This is a genomic window from Kribbella sp. NBC_01245, assembly GCF_036226525.1.
Lineage (GTDB): Bacteria > Actinomycetota > Actinomycetes > Propionibacteriales > Kribbellaceae > Kribbella.
In genome coordinates this window covers 1864999-1882991 of record NZ_CP108487.1, presented here as the reverse complement: position 1 = coordinate 1882991, position 17993 = coordinate 1864999, and the positions used below count along the sequence as shown (strand labels likewise).

Here is a 17993-nt window from a genome sequence, read left to right as displayed (position 1 = left end):
CTGAGGAGTTCGCGTGGAACGTCAGATCTTCAATGCCGACCATGACGCGTTCCGGGAGAGTGTCCGGGCCTTTTGCGACAAGGAGATCGTGCCGCATCACGCCGGTTGGGAAGAGGCCGGGATCGTGCCGCGCGAGTTGTGGGCGGCGGCGGGGGAGCAGGGCTTGCTCGGGTTCATGATGCCCGAGCAGTACGGCGGAGGTGGCGTGCGGGATTTCCGTTTCAACGCGGTGTTGATCGAGGAGATCACCCGGGCGAAAGCGAGTGGTCCGGGCTTCACGATTCACACCGATATCAACTCGGCCTACCTGCTCGACTACGCGAACGACGAGCAGAAGGCGCGCTGGCTGCCCGGCTTCTGCTCGGGTGAGACCATCACCGCGATCGCGATGACCGAGCCGGGCGCCGGGAGCGACCTGCAGGGCATCCAGACGACGGCCGTGCGCGACGGCGACTCGTACGTCATCAACGGCCAGAAGACCTTTATCTCCAACGGCATCCTGGCCGACCTTGTGATCGTCGTCGCGAAGACAGACCCGGCCGCGGGCTACCAGGGCATCTCCCTGATCGTGGTCGAGCGCGGGATGCCCGGCTTCGAGCGCGGACGCAACCTGGACAAGATCGGCCTCAAGGCGCAGGACACCGCCGAGCTGTTCTTCGACAACGTCCGCGTACCGGCCGCGAACCTGCTCGGCGAAGAGGGCAAGGGCTTCATCTACCTGATGGAGAAGCTGCCGCAGGAGCGTCTGACCATCGCCGTCGTTGCGGCCGCGGCCTGCGAGAACGTGGTGGCGTCGACCGTGGAGTACGTGAAGGGACGTACGGCGTTCGGCCGGCCGATTGGGTCCTTCCAGAACAGCCGGTTCGTCCTGGCCGAACTGGCGACCGAGACCCAGATCGCGCGGGTCTTCGTTGATCGCTGCATCACCGAGCTCAACGCTGGCACCTTGACCGTCTCCGAGGCCGCGATGGCGAAGTGGTGGACGACCGAGCTGCAGAAGAAGGTCGTCGACAAGTGCCTGCAGTTGTACGGCGGCTACGGGTTCATGACGGAGTACCCGATCGCGAAGGCCTACCTCGACACGCGTGTGCAGACCATCTACGGCGGCACCACCGAGGTGATGAAGGAAATCATCGGGCGCACGATGGGTCTGTGACCAGGTCCGGCAGAAATTGTCGGGGCGATCTGATTGACTCATGCTCGACCGAAGGAGGTCGTGATGGGGATCGTTTCGCCGGGTTTCACCGGCCGTCGCCGCAGTGGTCCAGAGCTGCCGCCGGGGCAGTATCTGACCGAGGACTTTCCGGTGTTGTCGGCCGGTCCGACACCGCAGATCCGGCCGGAGCACTGGGAGTTCACGGTCACGACCGAGACCGGTGAGGTGCATCGGTGGGACTGGCAGGCGTTCACCGGCTTGCCGCAGGAGCAGACCGTGCAGGACCTGCACTGCGTGACGCGCTGGTCCAAACTCGGCACCTCGTGGCAGGGCGTCTCGCTCGATGTCCTGCTGGAGGACGTCGAGAGCGCGGCGGACTACGCGTTGGTGCAGTGTTACGGCGGCTACACGACCAACCTGCCGGTCGAGGATCTGCTCGATGGTCAGGCGTGGATCGCGCACAAGTTCGACGGTGAGGATCTCGCGCCGGAGCATGGTGGACCGGCGCGGCTGCTGGTTCCTCATCTATACCTGTGGAAGAGCGCCAAGTGGGTGCGGGGGATCGTCCTGTCCGATACCGACGAGCCTGGTTTCTGGGAGACCGTCGGCTACCACGAATACGGGGACCCATGGCGGGAACAGCGCTACGCGGGCGACTGACCTGGCGCGTCGCCACGGTCAGCGCGGTTCGGGAGGAGACGCAGACGGCCCGCACGCTGGTGCTGGACGTGCCGGACTGGCCAGGTCATCTCGCTGGGCAACACGTCGACGTGCGGCTCACCGCGCCGGACGGCTATCGCGCAATGCGGTCCTACTCGATCGCCTCAGCCTGGCCGTCCTCGCCAGCGGGTGGTGCGAAGGTCGACTTGACGGTGGAGCAGGTGCCGGATGGCGAGGTCTCGCCGTACCTCGGGCAGGTCATCGGAGTGGGCGATCCGCTGGAGATCCGCGGGCCGGTCGGCGGCTGGTTCGTCTGGCGGCCGGAGCAGCCTGGCCCGATCCAGCTGATCGGCGGCGGCTCGGGCATGGTGCCGCTGATGGCGATCCTGCGCGCTGCCGAATTGGCTGGGCGCCAGCCGGACGTGCGCTTGCTGTACTCGGTGCGGCGACCCGAGTCCGTCCTCTACGCCGGGGAGCTGGCGAGGAGTAAGTCGGAGATCGCCTTCGCCTACACCCGCGAAGGCCCGGCCGGTGAACGAATAGGCCGGATCGACGCTGAGGTGCTGGCGCGGTCGGCCTGGTCGCCGGACGTTGGCGCAACGGTGTACGTGTGCGGTCCGACGCCGTTCGTGGAGACGGTCGCGGATCTGCTGGTCGCGGCAGGGCATGACCCGGCACAAGTCAGGACCGAGCGGTTCGGCCCGAGTGGAGGAGGCAGATGAGCACTTATCTGGACGGGAATGCCGCGGCCGGTGCGCTGCGCGAGGTGTTCGCCGTCGACATCACCAGCGCGTCCGCCCGTTGCGGTGGTTGCGGGCAGACCGGCGTTTTCGCGGAGGTCCGGTTGTACGTCGATGCGCCCGGTCTCGTCGCGCGTTGCCCGGGTTGCGACGCCGTACTGATGAGGGTGGTGAAGACCGACACTGACACCTACTTGGACCTACAAGGCCTCAGCTATCTCAAACTCCCGAACGGCTGAGTTCTTTTTCTGCCGCGAGTGGTCGCATCTGGTCCATCACGCCGACCTCTACCGGCTCGTCGCGGGACCAGATGCGACCACTCGCGGCAGAAATGAGGAAGAAAGAAGGCGGCTGACGCTTAGCGTTTGGGGCGGTTGGTGGTGCGGCGGATGGTGTCGCGTTGGGTTTCGCCGACGGCGCGTTCGTAGGCGAGGACGAGGCCTTGGATCGTGACGGGCTTGAACCGTTCGATGAGCTGCTGCAGGTGCTCCGGGGTGCTGCCGCCGTCGCGGAAGTGCGGCCAGACGGTGGTGCGGAAGACCTCGGTCAGTTCTTCCGCGATGGCGCGGCCGTGTTCGGAGAAGATGCGTCCGGCTGCGAGGGCGGCCTCGACGGGGAGTTCCAGGTCGAGGAGTTCGACGCCGAGGCTGAGGTGGGCTGTCGCGACCTGGAAGACGTCGTCGTCGGGCGTCGGTTCGACCACGCCCAGGGCCACGAGCATCTCGATGTCGTCGTCGGACAGGTCTCGCCCGGTACGCCGTACGAGCGCCTTGCGGTCCAAAGTCTCGGGGAGATCCCGCATCCACGGCGTGAGGAGTGTGCGGTGTAGGGCGATGTCTTGCGGAGTCGCGTCGGCCGGGATGCGCTCGAGGTATCCCTCGATGGCCGACAGGGTGAATCCGTGCGCCTGGAGCTCGCGGACCAGGTCGAGCCGCGCGATGTGCTCGGGCCCGTAGTAGCCGACACGCCCACGTCGTACCGGCGGTGGAATGAGCCCGCGGCCCGCGTAGAACCGTAAAGTCCGGACCGTCATCCCGACCCGCGCGGACAACTCGTCGACGGTCAGTGTCGCCGTACCGGCGTCCGCCGAAGCGGAGACGCCCGCACCACCGACGCCGGAGCCAACGCTGGACCCGACACCCGAGGCGTCCGAGGCGCGCGAGGCGTCCGAGGCGGTGTCGGAGGTGGCGACCCGGTCCAGTGGCCGTTCGATTGACATGGCGCAGATCATAGTGGGACCCACTTGACCACCGTGACAGTGGAACTGTCACAATCAGATCATCCGTTACCGGTCGACCGACGGGATCACCATGACCGCACCATCCGATGCCTTTCTCTATGACGCGATCCGGACACCTCGAGGCAGGGGCAAGGCCGCCGGCGCGTTGCACGAGGTCAAGCCGATCCAGCTGATCACCGGCCTGCTCACCGAACTGCGCGAGCGCCATCCCGAGCTCGACCCGGCCGTCATCGATGACGTCGTGCTCGGTGTCGTCACGCCGATCGGCGATCAGGGCATGGACATCGCCCGGACGGCGGTGCTGGCGGCGGGTTATCCCGAGACGACCGGCGGCGTACAGCTCAACCGCTTCTGCGCGTCCGGCCTCGAAGCCGTGAACCAGGCGGCGCAGCGGATCCGGTCCGGCTGGGAGGACCTCATCCTCGCGGGTGGTGTCGAGTCGATGTCGCGGGTGCCGATGGGGTCGGACGGCGGCGCCTGGGCGATGGACCCGGAGACCGCGATCAACACCAGCTTCATCCCGCAGGGCATCAGCGCCGACCTGATCGCGACGATCGACGGCTACTCGCGGACCGACGTCGACACGTACGCCGCGGAGTCGCACGCGCGGGCCGCGAAGGCGTGGGCCAACGGATACTTCACCCGCTCGGTGGTGCCGGTCGTCGACCGTAACGGCCTGCCGATCCTGGACAACGACCAGCTGGTCCGTCCCGGCACGACCGTCGAGACCCTGGCCGGCCTGCCGGCGTCGTTCGCGGCGATCGGTGAGCATGGCGGGTTCGACTCGGTGGCGCTGGAGAAGTACGTCACGGTCGAGCGGATCAACCACGTGCACCACGCCGGCAACTCGTCGGGCATCGTCGACGGCGCTGCGCTGGTTGCCATCGGCAACGAGAAGGCCGGTGAGGCGATCGGGCAGGCGCCGCGCGGCCGGGTGGTCGCCGCCGCCGTCAGTGGTGCCGAGCCGACGATCATGCTGACCGGTCCGGCGCCGGCCGCCCGCAAGGCGCTGGCGAAGGCCGGTCTCGAGGTCGGCGATATCGACCTGTTCGAGATGAACGAGGCGTTCGCCGCCGCCGTGCTGCACTTCATGAAGGACCTCGGCGTGCCGCACGAGAAGGTCAACGTGAACGGCGGCGCGATCGCGCTCGGTCACCCGCTCGGTGCGACCGGCGCCATGCTGATCGGAACCCTGCTGGACGAGCTGGAGCGGCGCGAACTCCGCTACGGCCTGGCCACCCTGTGCGTCGGCGGCGGTATGGGCGTCGCAACGATTATCGAGAGGCTCGCTTGACGTCCTCCCTCGCCCGGAGGCGGGGGATTCCATCGCACTACGTGGAGGTAGCGAGATGAGGTTCACGCTTCAACGGCACAGACCTCGTGCCTCGGCGTGCGGTCACGGCTCGTCCGGCCGCGATGTTCCGTGCTGCATTCACATCAGCATGCGCGGTGTGACCGCAGACCCGGCATCGGAACACCGCTTGGCTCTCGCGGTTCTCCGACGCGCAATGCCCGCACTCCGCACACGTCTGACTCGTATACGCCGCGTTGACCCGCTCGACCCGGCCCGGCGCCTTGTGTTCAAGACGCTGGACGAGCAGTCCCCATCCCTGGGCGAGGATGCCGCGGTTCAGCCCGGCCTTCTGCCGCACGTTCCGGCCCGGCTGCTCGACGGTGCCGCGCGCCGAGCGGGTCATGTTGCGGATCTTGAGGGCCTCGACCCGGATCACGTCGAACCGGCGGGCCAGGTCAGTGCTGAGCTTCTCGACCCAATCCTTGCGCCGATCCCTCTCCCGCGCCTTGAGCCGGGCGATCGCCACCTTCAACCTGCCACGCCGCTTCGACCCGCGCTGACAACGGGCCAGCCTCCGTTGCAGCCGCTTCAACCGCGCCTGCTCGGTAGCACGCAGCCCGGGACACGCGAGCAGCACACCGGTGGACAGCGCGGCCGACGCGGCAACACCCCGGTCCACCCCGACCACCTCACCGGTCCCGGGTGCCGGGATCGGGTCGGGGATGGCCGCGAAGGCGATGTGCCACCGGCCGATCCGGTCAAGGGTGATCCGGTACGACTTCGCATCCGGTATCTGCCGCGACCAGCGGAACCTGATCCAGCCGACCTTCGGGACCTGGACCCGGCCCCATTTCCGGTTGAGCCGCTCGACACGTTGTGCCTGTGGCCCGACAATCCGGAACCCCTCATGCTTGCCGGCGCTGCGCCAAGTCGGCCTGGAATGGGTACCGCCCCAGAAGTTCCGCCACGCCTGATCCAGGTCGCGCAGCGCCTGCTGCTGCACCATCTGCGACCCGGCAGCCAGCCACGGCTCCGCCGCGCGGACTTCGGTCAGCTGCGCCGCCTGGACCACATATCCGGGGGTGGGTGGCCGTCCTGGTCGCCACATCAGCCGTTGTTCGAGTCCCAGGTTCCATACGTATCGGGCGTGGCCGCAGTGCCCCAGCAGCGCAGTCTCCTGCGCGGGGGTCGGGACAAGCCGGTACCTGGACACACCACCAATGGTGGCGACCGCCACCGACACTTTTCCGAAAGGAGGGACCGGCGTTTCCACCCCGCCCTGAAGGACGGGGTTCCCACGCCGGATTACCGATGATCTCCTGGAGCAATGCCGACGGCGTCGTCACGCTGACGATGGACGACCCTGAAGCCGGCGCGAACACGATGAACGACCGGTACATCGCCGCCATGGCCGAGACCGTCGAGCGGTTGCAGACCGAGAAGGACGCGATCACCGGTGTGGTCATCACCAGCGCGAAGGACACGTTCTTCGCCGGTGGCAACCTGGAGATGCTGCGTCAGATCAAGCCGGAGAACGCGGCTGAGGTCTTCGAGACGCTGGAAGAGGTCAAGCGCCAGCTCCGCGTCATCGAGACCCTCGGTGTCCCGGTAGTTGCCGCGATCAACGGTGCTGCCCTCGGCGGCGGTCTGGAAATCGCGCTCGCCTGTCACCACCGGATCGTGGCAGACGACGACCGCATCGAGATCGGCGTACCCGAGGTGACGCTCGGACTGCTGCCCGGTGGCGGCGGCGTGACGCGTACGGTCCGGATGCTCGGGCTGCAGGACGCGCTGATGAAGGTGCTGCTGCAAGGCCAGCGGATGAAGCCGAAGCACGCGCAATCGGTCGGCATCGTGGACGAGGTCGTGCCGCGGGACCAGCTGCTCGACGCGGCGTACCGCTGGGTGAAGGAGTTCCAGGGCGAGGCCAAGCAGCCGTGGGATCGCGACGGCTACAAGATCCCGGGCGGTACGCCGTCCTCGCCGAAGCTCGCCGCGTTCCTGCCGGCGTTCCCGGCGAACCTGCGCAAGCAGCTCAAGGGCGCGCCCTATCCCGCGCCGAAGGCGATCATGAGCGCGGCGGTCGAAGGCACGCAGGTCGACTTCGCGACGGCCAGCCGGATCGAGTCGCGGTACTTCGTCGAGCTCGCCTCGGGCCAGATCGCCAAGAACATGATCAACGCCTTCTTCTTCGAATTGCAGGCGATCAACGCCGGCGCGTCCCGTCCGGCGAACGTGCCGAAGTACCGCGCGCGCAAGGTCGGCGTACTCGGTGCGGGCATGATGGGCGCCGGTATCGCGTACGTCTGCGCGAAGGTCGGGATCGAGGTCGTCCTGAAGGACGTCTCGCTCGAGGCCGCCGAGAAGGGTAAGGCGTACTCCGAGAAGATCCTCGCCAAGCAGGTCAAGAAGGGCCGCGCGACTCCGGAGAAGGCCGAGGCGCTGCTCAGCCTGATCACGCCGACGGCCGAGCCGAACGACTTGGCCGGGTGCGATCTGGTCATCGAGGCGGTGTTCGAGAGCGAGGAGCTGAAGCAGAAGGTCTTCGCCGAGATCGCCGGCGTGATCGAGCCCGACGCGCTGCTCTGCTCGAACACCTCGACGCTGCCGATCACTTCGCTTGCGGACGGCATCGATCGCCCGGACGACTTCATCGGCATGCACTTCTTCTCGCCGGTCGACAAGATGCCGCTGGTCGAGCTGATCGTGGGGGAGAAGACCTCCGATGTGACGCTCGCGAAGGCGTACGACGTGGTGCGGCAGATCCGCAAGACGCCGATCGTGGTGAACGACAGCCGCGGCTTCTTCACCTCCCGCGTCTTCGGCACGCTGGTGATGGAAGGTGCCGCGATGATTGCCGAGGGCATCAACCCGGTCACGATCGAACGGGCCGCGACCCAGTTCGGTTTCCCGGCGCCGCCGCTCGCGATGCTCGACGAGGTTACGTTGACGCTGCCGCAGAAGATCCGCGACGCGGCCCGCGCGGCCGGTGGTGGTGCGGGGGCGTTCGACGACCACGCCGGGATGGACGTGACCGACCGGATGGTGAACGAGTTCGGCCGCAAGGGCAAGGCGGCCGGCGCCGGGTTCTACGACTATCCCGAAGACGGGCCGAAGGTGCTCTGGCCGGGTCTGTGGGAGAACTTCGTGAAGGACGACGTCGACGTACCGTTCGGGGATCTCGGTGAGCGGATGGCGTTCGCGATGTCGCTCGAGACGGTGAAGTGTGTGGAGGAAGGCGTGCTGCGCTCGACGGCCGACGCCAACATCGGCTCGATCTTCGGTATCGGCTTCCCGCCCTTGCACGGAGGCGCCCTCCAGTACATCAACGCCTACGAAGGCGGCCTCCCCGGCTTCCTCACCCGCACCCGCGAACTCGCCACGACGTACGGCAACCGCTTCGAGCCCCCCGCGCTCCTAGTCAAAATGGCCGAAGCCGGCGAAACCTTCGCCTAACCCACTTCCGGCCGTGTATTCCGTTCATCGGGCCCTTGTGACACGGCGTGTCGCCCATCATCGGGCCCTTGTGACCAAGCGCAGGAGGTACTGACAGTGCCTCCTTGCGCCGGTCTCGCCGTCGTACGGTGGGTGCAGTGGACGATCGAGCCGAGATTCGCGAGTTCCTCAGCTCACGGCGGGCGCGGATCACGCCGGAGCAGGCGGGCCTGCCCATGTACGGCGGCGGGAATCGCCGGGTGAAGGGCCTGCGCCGCGAGGAGGTCGCGCTGCTGGCCGGGGTCAGCATCGACTACTACGTCCGGATCGAGCGTGGGAGTCTGGCCGGGGTCTCGCACAGCGTGATTGAGGGCATCAGCCGCGCGCTTCAGCTCGACGAGGCCGAGCAGGACCACTTGTTCGACCTGGCCCGCAAGGCCGAGGCGGTCCCGCCCTCACAGCGTCGACGCCGTACGACGGCCAAGGGGGTGCGGCCCGCGATCCAGCACGTCCTCGACGCGATCACCGACGCGCCGGCGTGGGTGCGCAACGACCGCCACGACCTGCTCGCCGCAAACCAACTGGCGCGAGCGCTTTACGCGCCGATGCTGGCCGATCCGCACCGGCCGGCGAACGCCGCGCGCTTCGTCTACCTCAATCCCGCATCGCAGGAGTTCTTCGTCGACTGGGAGCGCGCGGCTGACGACGTCGCCGCCATCCTGCGCTCGGAAGCCGGCCGCAGCCCGCACGACAAGGCACTGACCGAGCTGATCGGGGAGTTGTCCACCCGCAGCGAGGTGTTCCGCACCCGCTGGGCGGCGCACAACGTGCGTTTCCACCGGACCGGCTTCAAGAAACTCCATCACCCGGTCGTCGGCGACCTCGACCTCAACTTCGAGGCGATGGAGTTCCCCTCCGACCCAGGCCTCACCCTGCTCGTCTACACCGCCCCACCCGGCACTCCCACAGCCGACGCCCTCAAGCTCCTGGCCAGCTGGGCCGCAACCCAAGACACCCAAGACGTCCAGCTCGCCGATGACCGCTGACCAACCGGTCCTCAAACGATGCACGCTGATTCGTAATCTGGGGATCCTGGCCGGATGTTGGACTTCGTTGTAACGTGTGCGCCACCACAGAGCTACTTAACCTGGTGAAGTAACTCTCTGGGACCGTTCCGCGCCGCCGGTTCCGCGGCGCCGTTACCGGAGGTGAGTGCCGTGCCCGTACCCAAGCCAACAGCAGGGATGACCCGGCGAGACCTGCTTCGCGCCGGCGCAATCACCGCGTTCGCCGCGTTCGCGGCCGCGTGTGGCAGCAACAGTGGTCGCCCGGCCGCGGGTGGTGGAGGCGACAAGGCCGCGCTGTCGCAGTGGTACCACCAGTACGGCGAGGCGGGTACGCAGCAGGCGGCCCTTCGCTATGCCAAGGAGTACGCCGACGCGGGCGTCTCGGTCGCGTGGACGCCGGGCGACTACGGCTCCAAGCTCGCGTCGGGCCTGCTCTCGAACCAGGGGCCGGACGTCTTCGAGAGCCAGCTGAACTACGCGATGGTCAAGAGCGGCCAGGTCGTTCCACTCGACGACATCCTGGCCGAGACCAAGAGCGACTTCAACGATGGCGCCCTGCGGGCCAACACCGTGGACGGCAAGGTCTACGGCATCAAGATGATCGACGACCCGCAGATGATCTACTACCGCAAGAGCCTGTTCGACAAGGCGGGCGTCAAGCCGCCGACCACCGTCGACGAGCTGGTCGCGGCGGCGAAGGCGCTCACCACCGACAAGGTGAAGGGCCTGTTCATCGGCAACGACGGCGGCCTGGTGCTCGGCATCCCGAGCGTCAACTCGTCGGGCGGCAGCCTGCTGACCGAGGACAACAAGCCGGGCTTCACCGGGGAGCGGGCGGCTCAGGCCTTCTCCAAGGTGCGGCAGATGTACGCCGACAAGAGCCTGCTGCTGGGTGCGCCCGCTGACTGGGCCGACCCGAGTGCCTTCACCCAGGGGCTGACCGCGATGCAGTGGTGCGGCCTATGGGCGATGCCGGGTATCCAGAAGGCCCTTGGTGACGACTTCGGCGTCTTCCCGTACCCGGCGCTCGACGCACAGGGGCGAGCTGTGGTCACGTCCGGCGGTTGGAGCACGTTCGTCTCGGCGAAGAGCAAGGACGTCGAGGCCGCGAAGGCGTTCGTGAAGTGGCTGTGGATCGACAAGACCGAGCTGCAGGAGGACTGGTGCCTGAGCTACGGCTTCCACATTCCGCCGCGCAAGAGCCTGGCCGCGAAGGCCGCGAAGTTGCAGACCGGCCCGGCCGCCGAGGCGGTCAAGCTGAACACGGATCACGGCGTCGTCGACAATCCGGCCTGGACCCCGAAGATGGCCTCGGCGTACAACGACATGCTGACCAACGTGATCAAGAAGGGCGCTGACCCGGCGGCCGAGATCACGAAGGCCGAGAAGACCGTGACGACCGAGCTGTCGAGGCTGTTCGGGTGAGCGTCCGGTCTGCCATCAGGCCGGCCTCAGTCGACGAAACCACCAACCCCACAGCGTCCAAAAGCAAAGGCATCAAGGGCAACACCTTCTGGTTCTGGGTGTTCGTCGGACCGTTCGTGGCCGGGCTGCTGGTGTTCTCGTATCTGCCGATCCTGTGGAGCCTGGTGCTGAGCTTCTTCGAGGCTCAGAACACGGTCACGCCGACGAAGTTCGTCGGTTTGCAGAACTACGTCGACATGCTGACCGATCCGAACTTCCTGTCCAGCCTGGGTACGTTCTCGATCTTCGCGGTGTTCATCGTGCCGCTGACGTTCGTGTTGTCGCTCGCGCTGGCGCTGCTGGTCAATCAGGTGAAGGTCGCGCGGGTGTTCTTCCGCTCGGTCTTCTTCCTGCCAACGGCCTGCTCGTACGTCGTGGCCTCGCTGATCTGGAAGCTGTCGATCTTCAACGGCGTCCGCTTCGGCCTGGCCAACACGGTGCTGGGTTGGTTCGGCGTCGACCAGATCGCGTGGTTGTCGACGTCGGACCCGCCTTGGTTCTGGCTGCCCATCGTGACCGTGCGGCTCTGGTTGCAGCTCGGGTTCTACATGATCCTGTTCATCGCCGGCCTGCAACGGATCTCGCCGACGCTCTATGAGGCGGCGTACGTCGATGGGGCCAAGCCTGGTTGGCAGACCTTCCGGTTCATCACCTTGCCGCAATTGCGTGCGACGTCGATCGCCGTACTGCTGCTCAACCTGATCGCGGCGTACCAGGCGTTCGACGAGTTCTACAACCTCATCGGCAGCACTGCGAACTACGCACGGCCGCCGTTGGTCTATCTGTACACGGTCTCGCTCGGCTCGATCCAGGACCTCGGCCGCGGTAGCGCTGGTGCGTTGATCCTGGCGGTGATCATCATGTTGCTCACCCTGTTGCAGAACAAGATCTTCGGCTTCGGGAAGGCGAACGACTGATGGCTGCTCTCGAGAGGACCGCGGGCACGCCGCAGCCGATCGGCTACACCCGTACGCCGCTGGGCGTCGTTGGCGCGGTGTTGCGCTGGATCGCGTTGATCATCGCGACGATCCTGTTCATGCTGCCGTTCTACCTGGTATTGCGGAACGCGTTGTCGACCGACGCCGATATCACCGCGCCGGACTGGAAGTTCTTCCCGACGGATCTGCAGTGGGGCAACTTCGGCGAGTTGTTCAGCGACGAGAACGTGCCGATGGCGCGGGCGTTGTGGAACTCGGCCGTGGTCGGCGTTCTCGGCACCGGCGGACAGTTGCTGCTGGCATCGATGGCCGGCTACGGGCTCGCCCGAATTCCCTACCAGCACGCGGAGAAGATCTTCTACGCGATCGTCGGCACGTTGATGATCCCGGCGGCGGTGACGTTCATTCCGAGCTTCATCGTGGTGTCGTCGCTCGGTTGGGTGAGTTCGTTGCGGGGTCTGATCATCCCGACGCTGTTCAGCGGATTCGCCGCGTTCCTCTTCCGGCAGTACTTCCTGGGCTTTCCCCGGGAGCTGGAGGAGGCCGCGCGAGTGGATGGTGCGGGCTATCTCGGCACCTTCTGGAGGATCGTCGTGCCGAACTCGTTGCCGTTCTTCGCGGCCATCGCGGCGATCACTTTCATCGGCAACTGGAACTCGTTCATCTGGCCGCTGGTGATCGGCCAGGACTCGTCCTCGTGGACCGTCCAGGTCGCGATGTCCACCTTCATCACGGCCCAGACGATCAACATCCACCAGTTGTTCATGGCGGCAGCCGTCTCGATCCTGCCACTCGTCCTGATCTTCGCCTTCCTCCAGCGCTACTTGATCCAGGGCGTCACTCAATCCGGCATCAAGGACTGACGAGGCGAGTGCCGCCCCTGGTCGGAGCGGCGGCACTCGCGAGCACTTCCGCGAGCAGCTCGTACGTCCGCAGCCGGTCTGCCGGGTCATGCGTGAGTACGTTCGCCACCAGCTCGTCCGTCCCGTGCAGCTGCGCCAGGTCCAGCAAAACCGGTCGCACCTGCTCGGGCGTTCCCGAGATCAACGCATGACTGTTGTACGACGCACGCTCCAACTCGGTGCTGGTCCATCGGTGATTCCGCGCGGTCTCGATCGACGGCAGGGGCCGATCGTCACCGAGGTCCTTCCGGCTTCGCCACAACAGCAGACTGCGGGCCAGATCGTCGGCCCGGGTCTGCGTATCGGCCACGAGCACCCGCACGGCCAAGGCTGAGACGGGCGCGGGCGATTGCGCGTGGTACGCCTCCATCGCCTCGACACCCGGTGGCGGATTGAGGAAATGCGCGAACGCGAACGCCGTACCGAGTTCCGCCGCGAGCTCCCCGGACGTCGTACCGGCGCCGAGCAACCAGATCTGCGGGTCATCCCCGAGCCAGCGCTTGAGGTCGGCCACGTCCTGCGGGAAATGCTCCGGCGGTCCACCGGCCCGACCGAGGCCGAGGTCGACCCGGCCGGGATAGAGGTCGGCCAGGATGCTGAACACCTCGGCCACCTTCGTCGCGGGATAACGCGGCAACAGCACGCCACCCGAACCGACGCGCATCCGCCGGGTCGCGCCCAGGATGATCGGCACGAGGATCTCCGGCGCCGTACCGGCGAAACCGGGGGAGCCGTGGTGCTCGGCCACCCAGTAGCGCGTCACCCCGAGCGCATCCGCCGCCTTCGCGAGCTCGACCGAGGCGCGCAAGGCCTCGGCTGGCGTACTGCCCTCGCCGATCGGGGACTGGTCGAGGATCGAGAGCCGCGGCGTCACACGCGGCTGCCGTTCATCGTCGCCGGCACGATCCGGTAGTCCGCCTGGAACACCAGATTGTGGATATCCGCGGCCGCGATCGCCCGCATCGTCGGCAACTCCTCGGCGGCCTGCTCCGGCGTGAAGACGTTGAGCGGCCACTCGCCGACCGTCGCACCACTGAGATGCGGGTGGTGGAATCCGCGGCCGTAGTGCGCGCGGATCGCGATCGGGTTGATCCCGGCGTCGAGCTGCTCGGCCCACGACAGGGCCCAGATCGCCGCAACCCCTCCGTCCGGCGTCCGGCCCAGACCGCTGGCCGTGACGGTGCCCTGTCCGAGCAAGAGGTCCGCGTTCAGCTCGTCGAGCGCTTGCCGCGCGACCGGGTCGAGCAACTCGACGGTGTCGGCGAACAGCTTCTCCTTGTCCTCGCGGGTTACGGCCGCTTCGCCGTGCTTGCGATCGCGTAGATCGGCGAAGTGCCGCAGCAGGGCCTCGTTATGCGGGTTGGTCATTGTGTCTCCTTGGTCGAACTCAATTCTCTGAACGCCGATCCGACCCAGTCGCGCATCGGCCCGGGCGCGAGGATCGCGCCGTGCGGTACGCCCGGTAGCACTTCCAGCCGTACGGCGACTCCGTCGGTCAGCAGGCGCATCCCGTATTCCTCGACGTCGTCGCGAACAGGGTCGTATTCCCCGACGACCAGCAGCGCCGGCGCCGTACCACTCAAGTCGTCCGCCTCGAACGGACTGCTGTAACCAGAGCCGTTTTCGCTGCCCAGATAGGCCCGCCAGGAGGCCATCAGGCCGGCCCGGGTCGGGAAGACCTCCCAGTCGTACGACGCCGCGCGGCACTGCGGGTCCATCGGGGGATAGGCGAGGACCTGGGCCGCCAGTTGACGGCCGCGGTCCCGCCAGGTCAGCGCGGCGCAGGCGGCGATGGTGCCGCCGGCGCTGTCCCCGCCGACCGATACTTCTTCGTCACTGGCCTGCGCGGTCACCCATTCCAGCACCCTGAGCACATCCTCGAGAGCGGCGGGATGCGGATGCCGAGGGGCGAGCCGGTAGTCCACGCTGATCACGGTGCTGCCCGTGAGCCGGGCCAGGTCGGCACAGACTTCGTGCCACCCGGCCACGGACCCACGGGTCCAGCTGCCGCCATGTACCCAGACGAGCCAGCCACGCCAGTCATCGACCGGGCGGTAGATCCGTGCGGGTACATCTCTGACGACCAGCGAACCCCACGAAACCTCCACGCTCAGGCGCGCTTCGCCTGCCGCAGGAACACGGCGACGAGAGCGGCCGCGAGCACGCACAGCCCGGTGTTGACCCAGATCGCCGTGGTGACACCGCTCAGTACGGTCGATGCGTTCTCCCCGCCGAGCGAGTGCACCCGGGCGGTCGCGATCGCGCTCATGATCGGGATACCCATGGTGATACCGACCTGCTGGCTCATCGTGGCCAGACCGGTCGCGAGCCCCTGCTCCTCATCCGGCATGCCGGTGGTCGCGGTGACCATGAAGCCGACGATGGCGACCAGGTTGGCCACACCACCGACGAACGTGGCGACCAGGAGCAGCGCCATCCAGGCCGAGTCCTGACCGAGCAGCACCAGCGAAACGGTGGCGACGGCCTGCAGCAGGAAGCCCGCGACGATCGCGTTCTTCGAACCGATCCGGCCGATCACCTTGGGCGCGACCATACCGCCGATCACGGTGCCGGCGCCGAGTACGGCGAACGATAGGCCCGCACCGAGCGGGGTGAAGCCGAGCGTCTTCTGCAGGTAGAGCGTGAGCAGGAAGACCAGCGAGGTCTCGGTGATGAAGGCCAGCAGACCAGCGAAGTTGCCCCAGCCGATGTTGGCCTTGCGCAGGAACGCGACGGGCACCAGCGGCGCGGCGACCTTCTGCTCGACGACCCAGAAGATGGCGAGCAGTACGGCACCGACGGCGAGCGAGCCAAGGGCCAGCGGATCGGTCCAGGACTTCTCACCGGCGGTGGTCAGACCGAAGACGATGGCGAGCAGACCCGTGGTCACGGTGATGGCGCCGGGGATGTCGAGCTTGGGCCGCTCGGCCGGACGGCTCTCCTTGAGCACCATCGGCGCGAGCGACAGCACGGCCACGGCGACCGGCACGTTGATGAAGAAGGCCCAGCGCCAGCTCAGCAGGTCGGTGAGTACGCCGCCGAGGATCGCGCCAGTGGTGAAGCCGGCCGCCATCAGCGCGCCGTTGAGGCCGAGGGCCTTCTCCCGCAGCCGGCCCTCGGGGAACGAGGTGGTCAGCAGCGACAGCGCGGCTGGGGTGACGGCGGCGGTGGCCAGGCCCTGCGCGACGCGGGCCGACAGCAGCATCGCGGGTGAGGTCGCGATACCACCGACGAGCGAGGCGATACCGAGCAGCGCCATGCCGCCGAGGAAGAGGCGGCGACGGCCGAACAGGTCGGCGACGCGACCGAACAGCAGGGTGAATCCGGCGGCGCAGAGCGCGAACGAGGTCGCGATCCATTGCAGGTTCTCCAGGCTGAAGCCGACGTCGGCGCCGATCGTCGGCAGCGTCACGTTCAGGATCGAGAAGTCGACGGCGAGGGTGAAGCTCGCCGTGAGCAACAGGACGAGCGCCAGCCGCTGCCGGCCGGTCATTCTCGTTTCGGTGTTGAGATCGGGCGGATTGGTGTCGCTGCCGACTTCTTCAACGGTGGACATGCAGGTGTTCCTTCCAATGGGACTTGCTCCTGCCGTCGAGACTCCTGGAGTTGGCGCTCGGCAACCAGAACCCTGTGCAGCCCACTACTGGGGTGCCTAACACTCGTAGGGTCAGACAGCGCGCGAGTCGTTGCGGCACGATGGGGCCGCCGCACCTGATCTCGAGGGAGACCCGCGTGAATCTCGCCCTGCTCGCACTGGCCATCGGTGCGTTCGGTATCGGTACGACGGAGTTCGTCATCGTCGGCCTGCTACCGGAGATCGCGACCGACCTGAGTGTTTCCATCCCGACGGCCGGACTGCTGATCTCCGGTTACGCGCTGAGTGTGGTGATCGGTGCGCCGGTGATGACGCTGGCGGGATCACGCCTGCCGCGCAAGACGATGCTGGTCGGCCTGATGAGCGTGTTCATTCTCGGCAACGCGGTCTGCGCGATCGCCGGCAGCTACGCGCTGCTGATGACCGGCCGGGCCGTCACGGCGTTGTGCCATGGCGCGTTCTTCGGCATCGGCTCGGTGGTGGCGGCCAACCTGGTCGCGCCGAACAAACGCGCCAGCGCGATCGCGATGATGTTCACCGGTCTGACCATCGCGAATGTGCTGGGTGTGCCGATGGGAACCGCTCTCGGCCAGCAGTTCGGCTGGCGCTCGACCTTCTGGGCGGTCACGGCCATCGGCATTGTCGGCATGATCGGCCTGATCGTGCTGGTGCCACCGCAGCCACGGGAGGAGAGCAGTATCCGGGGCGAGCTGGCGGTATTCCGCAGACCACAGGTGTGGCTGGCATTACTTATGACCACGCTTGGTTTCGCCGGTGTATTCGCGTCGTTCACCTATATCGCTCCGATGATGACCGATGTGGCCGGATTCTCGTCGGGTTCGGTGACCTGGTTGTTGATCGTCTTCGGGGCCGGTCTGTGTCTGGGTAATGTGTTCGGCGGTAAGGCGGCCGATCGCAATCTGATGCCGAGCCTTTATGTCATCCTGGCGGCTCTTGCAAGCGTTTTATTGGTGTTCGTATGGACCGCGCACAGCAAGCCGCTTTCAGTGGTGACGATCCTGTTGTTCGGTATCGCCGGATTCGCCACCGTGCCGGCTTTGCAGATGCGTGTGATGGACAAGGCCGAGGGCGCACCCGCGCTGGCCTCGGCTGCCAATATCGCCGCGTTCAATCTGGGGAATGCGATCGGCGCGTGGCTCGGTGGTCTGGCCATCAGCGCACAGCTCGGCTACACGTCACCCAACTGGGTCGGCGCCAGCCTTGCGCTGGCAGGCCTTGCGGTAGCAGCGTTTTCGGGCGCACTGGATCGCCGGGCGCGCGGCGTGCAAGGCACCACCCTGTCCGCAGAACGGACCGAAACGGTCGCCGGCGTGTGATTTGACTTAGGCTGACGGCGGCCCCTGGGGTTGGGCCGATCGGCGCTGCCCTTTGGGGAGGGCGACGGCCATTTTGGTATGGGCCGAAATAGCCGAATGAACAAATGTTGAATTACTCCACCTGTCGATAGGCGTTTGCCTGTCGGCGGGCTTTTCTGCGTGCGT

17 protein-coding genes are annotated in these 17993 nt (G+C 66.9%); 11 read left to right on the top strand and 6 right to left on the bottom strand.

Going from position 1 to position 17993, the window contains the following annotated elements; translation table 11 throughout:
- Positions 1–13 precede the first annotated feature (13 nt).
- The 4 genes from OG394_RS08260 to OG394_RS08245 all read left to right on the top strand — a co-directional run bounded on the left by OG394_RS08260 (position 14) and on the right by OG394_RS08245 (position 2795).
- A complete protein-coding gene (locus tag OG394_RS08260; RefSeq protein ID WP_328994440.1) occupies positions 14–1156 on the top strand; it encodes an acyl-CoA dehydrogenase family protein in 1143 nt (380 codons plus the stop codon).
- Positions 1157–1219: 63 nt separating this feature from the next.
- Complete coding sequence (locus OG394_RS08255; protein WP_328994439.1) at positions 1220–1816, top strand: sulfite oxidase-like oxidoreductase; 597 nt, start codon at positions 1220–1222, stop codon at positions 1814–1816.
- Positions 1786–2538 carry a ferredoxin reductase gene (locus OG394_RS08250; protein ID WP_328994437.1) on the top strand — a complete coding sequence of 251 codons (753 nt, stop codon included), beginning with the start codon at positions 1786–1788 and terminating at the stop codon, positions 2536–2538. The genes OG394_RS08255 and OG394_RS08250 overlap by 31 nt, the downstream gene beginning before the upstream one ends.
- Positions 2535–2795, top strand: a complete 261-nt coding sequence (locus OG394_RS08245) for a DUF6510 family protein (RefSeq protein WP_328994435.1) — start codon at positions 2535–2537, stop codon at positions 2793–2795. Before OG394_RS08250 ends, OG394_RS08245 begins: the two co-directional genes overlap by 4 nt.
- 119 nt (positions 2796–2914) lie before the next feature.
- On the opposite strand, the gene OG394_RS08240 is transcribed toward OG394_RS08245, so the two are convergent.
- Positions 2915–3775, bottom strand: a complete 861-nt coding sequence (locus OG394_RS08240) for a MerR family transcriptional regulator (RefSeq protein ID WP_328994433.1) — start codon at positions 3773–3775, stop codon at positions 2915–2917.
- 91 nt (positions 3776–3866) lie between these two features.
- Between OG394_RS08240 and OG394_RS08235 the strand changes: the two genes are divergently transcribed.
- A complete protein-coding gene (locus OG394_RS08235; protein WP_328994431.1) occupies positions 3867–5090 on the top strand; it encodes an acetyl-CoA C-acetyltransferase in 1224 nt (407 codons plus the stop codon).
- A gap of 37 nt (positions 5091–5127) precedes the next feature.
- Here the strand turns inward: OG394_RS08235 and OG394_RS08230 are convergent, their stop codons facing one another.
- Positions 5128–6303 carry an RNA-guided endonuclease InsQ/TnpB family protein gene (locus tag OG394_RS08230; RefSeq protein WP_328994429.1) on the bottom strand — a complete coding sequence of 392 codons (1176 nt, stop codon included), beginning with the start codon at positions 6301–6303 and terminating at the stop codon, positions 5128–5130.
- Positions 6304–6401: 98 nt separating this feature from the next.
- Between OG394_RS08230 and OG394_RS08225 the strand changes: the two genes are divergently transcribed.
- The 5 genes from OG394_RS08225 to OG394_RS08205 all read left to right on the top strand — a co-directional run bounded on the left by OG394_RS08225 (position 6402) and on the right by OG394_RS08205 (position 12857).
- Complete coding sequence (locus tag OG394_RS08225; protein WP_328994427.1) at positions 6402–8546, top strand: 3-hydroxyacyl-CoA dehydrogenase NAD-binding domain-containing protein; 2145 nt, start codon at positions 6402–6404, stop codon at positions 8544–8546.
- A 104-nt stretch (positions 8547–8650) separates the two neighbouring features.
- Complete coding sequence (locus OG394_RS08220) at positions 8651–9571, top strand: helix-turn-helix domain-containing protein (protein WP_328994425.1); 921 nt, start codon at positions 8651–8653, stop codon at positions 9569–9571.
- 171 nt (positions 9572–9742) lie between these two features.
- Positions 9743–11017, top strand: a complete 1275-nt coding sequence (locus tag OG394_RS08215) for an ABC transporter substrate-binding protein (protein ID WP_328994423.1) — start codon at positions 9743–9745, stop codon at positions 11015–11017.
- Entirely contained in the window at positions 11014–11973 is a 960-nt protein-coding gene (locus OG394_RS08210) for a carbohydrate ABC transporter permease (protein ID WP_442914274.1), read from the top strand. The genes OG394_RS08215 and OG394_RS08210 overlap by 4 nt, the downstream gene beginning before the upstream one ends.
- Positions 11973–12857: a carbohydrate ABC transporter permease gene (locus tag OG394_RS08205; protein WP_328994422.1), complete on the top strand. Its 885-nt coding sequence runs from the start codon at positions 11973–11975 to the stop codon at positions 12855–12857. Before OG394_RS08210 ends, OG394_RS08205 begins: the two co-directional genes overlap by 1 nt.
- On the opposite strand, the gene OG394_RS08200 is transcribed toward OG394_RS08205, so the two are convergent.
- From OG394_RS08200 to OG394_RS08185, 4 genes are read right to left on the bottom strand one after another with little or no spacing between them, the layout of a single operon-like run.
- On the bottom strand, positions 12847–13770 hold the full coding sequence (locus tag OG394_RS08200; protein ID WP_328994420.1) for an MsnO8 family LLM class oxidoreductase: 924 nt from the start codon (positions 13768–13770) through the stop codon (positions 12847–12849). The two genes, OG394_RS08205 and OG394_RS08200, sit on opposite strands and share 11 nt — an antisense overlap.
- Positions 13767–14264, bottom strand: coding sequence for a hypothetical protein (locus OG394_RS08195; protein WP_328994418.1), 498 nt, complete (start codon positions 14262–14264; stop codon positions 13767–13769). Before OG394_RS08195 ends, OG394_RS08200 begins: the two co-directional genes overlap by 4 nt.
- The gene (locus OG394_RS08190) at positions 14261–15004 is read right to left on the bottom strand and encodes an alpha/beta hydrolase (RefSeq protein ID WP_328994416.1); all 744 of its coding nucleotides are present in this window, start codon (positions 15002–15004) and stop codon (positions 14261–14263) included. Before OG394_RS08190 ends, OG394_RS08195 begins: the two co-directional genes overlap by 4 nt.
- 2 nt (positions 15005–15006) lie before the next feature.
- Entirely contained in the window at positions 15007–16452 is a 1446-nt protein-coding gene (locus OG394_RS08185) for an MFS transporter (protein ID WP_328994414.1), read from the bottom strand.
- 50 nt (positions 16453–16502) lie between these two features.
- Between OG394_RS08185 and OG394_RS08180 the strand changes: the two genes are divergently transcribed.
- Positions 16503–17828: an MFS transporter gene (locus OG394_RS08180; protein WP_328994412.1), complete on the top strand. Its 1326-nt coding sequence runs from the start codon at positions 16503–16505 to the stop codon at positions 17826–17828.
- Positions 17829–17993: the final 165 nt, after the last annotated feature.

Coding starts and splice junctions, on each gene's coding strand:
- OG394_RS08255 (WP_328994439.1), top strand. CDS start 1,220: ATGGGGATCGTTTCGCCGGGTTTCACCGGCCGTCGCCGCAGTGGTCCA.
- OG394_RS08250 (WP_328994437.1), top strand. CDS start 1,786: ATGGCGGGAACAGCGCTACGCGGGCGACTGACCTGGCGCGTCGCCACG.
- OG394_RS08245 (WP_328994435.1), top strand. CDS start 2,535: ATGAGCACTTATCTGGACGGGAATGCCGCGGCCGGTGCGCTGCGCGAG.
- OG394_RS08240 (WP_328994433.1), bottom strand. CDS start 3,775: ATGTCAATCGAACGGCCACTGGACCGGGTCGCCACCTCCGACACCGCC.
- OG394_RS08235 (WP_328994431.1), top strand. CDS start 3,867: ATGACCGCACCATCCGATGCCTTTCTCTATGACGCGATCCGGACACCT.
- OG394_RS08225 (WP_328994427.1), top strand. CDS start 6,402: ATGATCTCCTGGAGCAATGCCGACGGCGTCGTCACGCTGACGATGGAC.
- OG394_RS08205 (WP_328994422.1), top strand. CDS start 11,973: ATGGCTGCTCTCGAGAGGACCGCGGGCACGCCGCAGCCGATCGGCTAC.
- OG394_RS08195 (WP_328994418.1), bottom strand. CDS start 14,264: ATGACCAACCCGCATAACGAGGCCCTGCTGCGGCACTTCGCCGATCTA.
- OG394_RS08185 (WP_328994414.1), bottom strand. CDS start 16,452: ATGTCCACCGTTGAAGAAGTCGGCAGCGACACCAATCCGCCCGATCTC.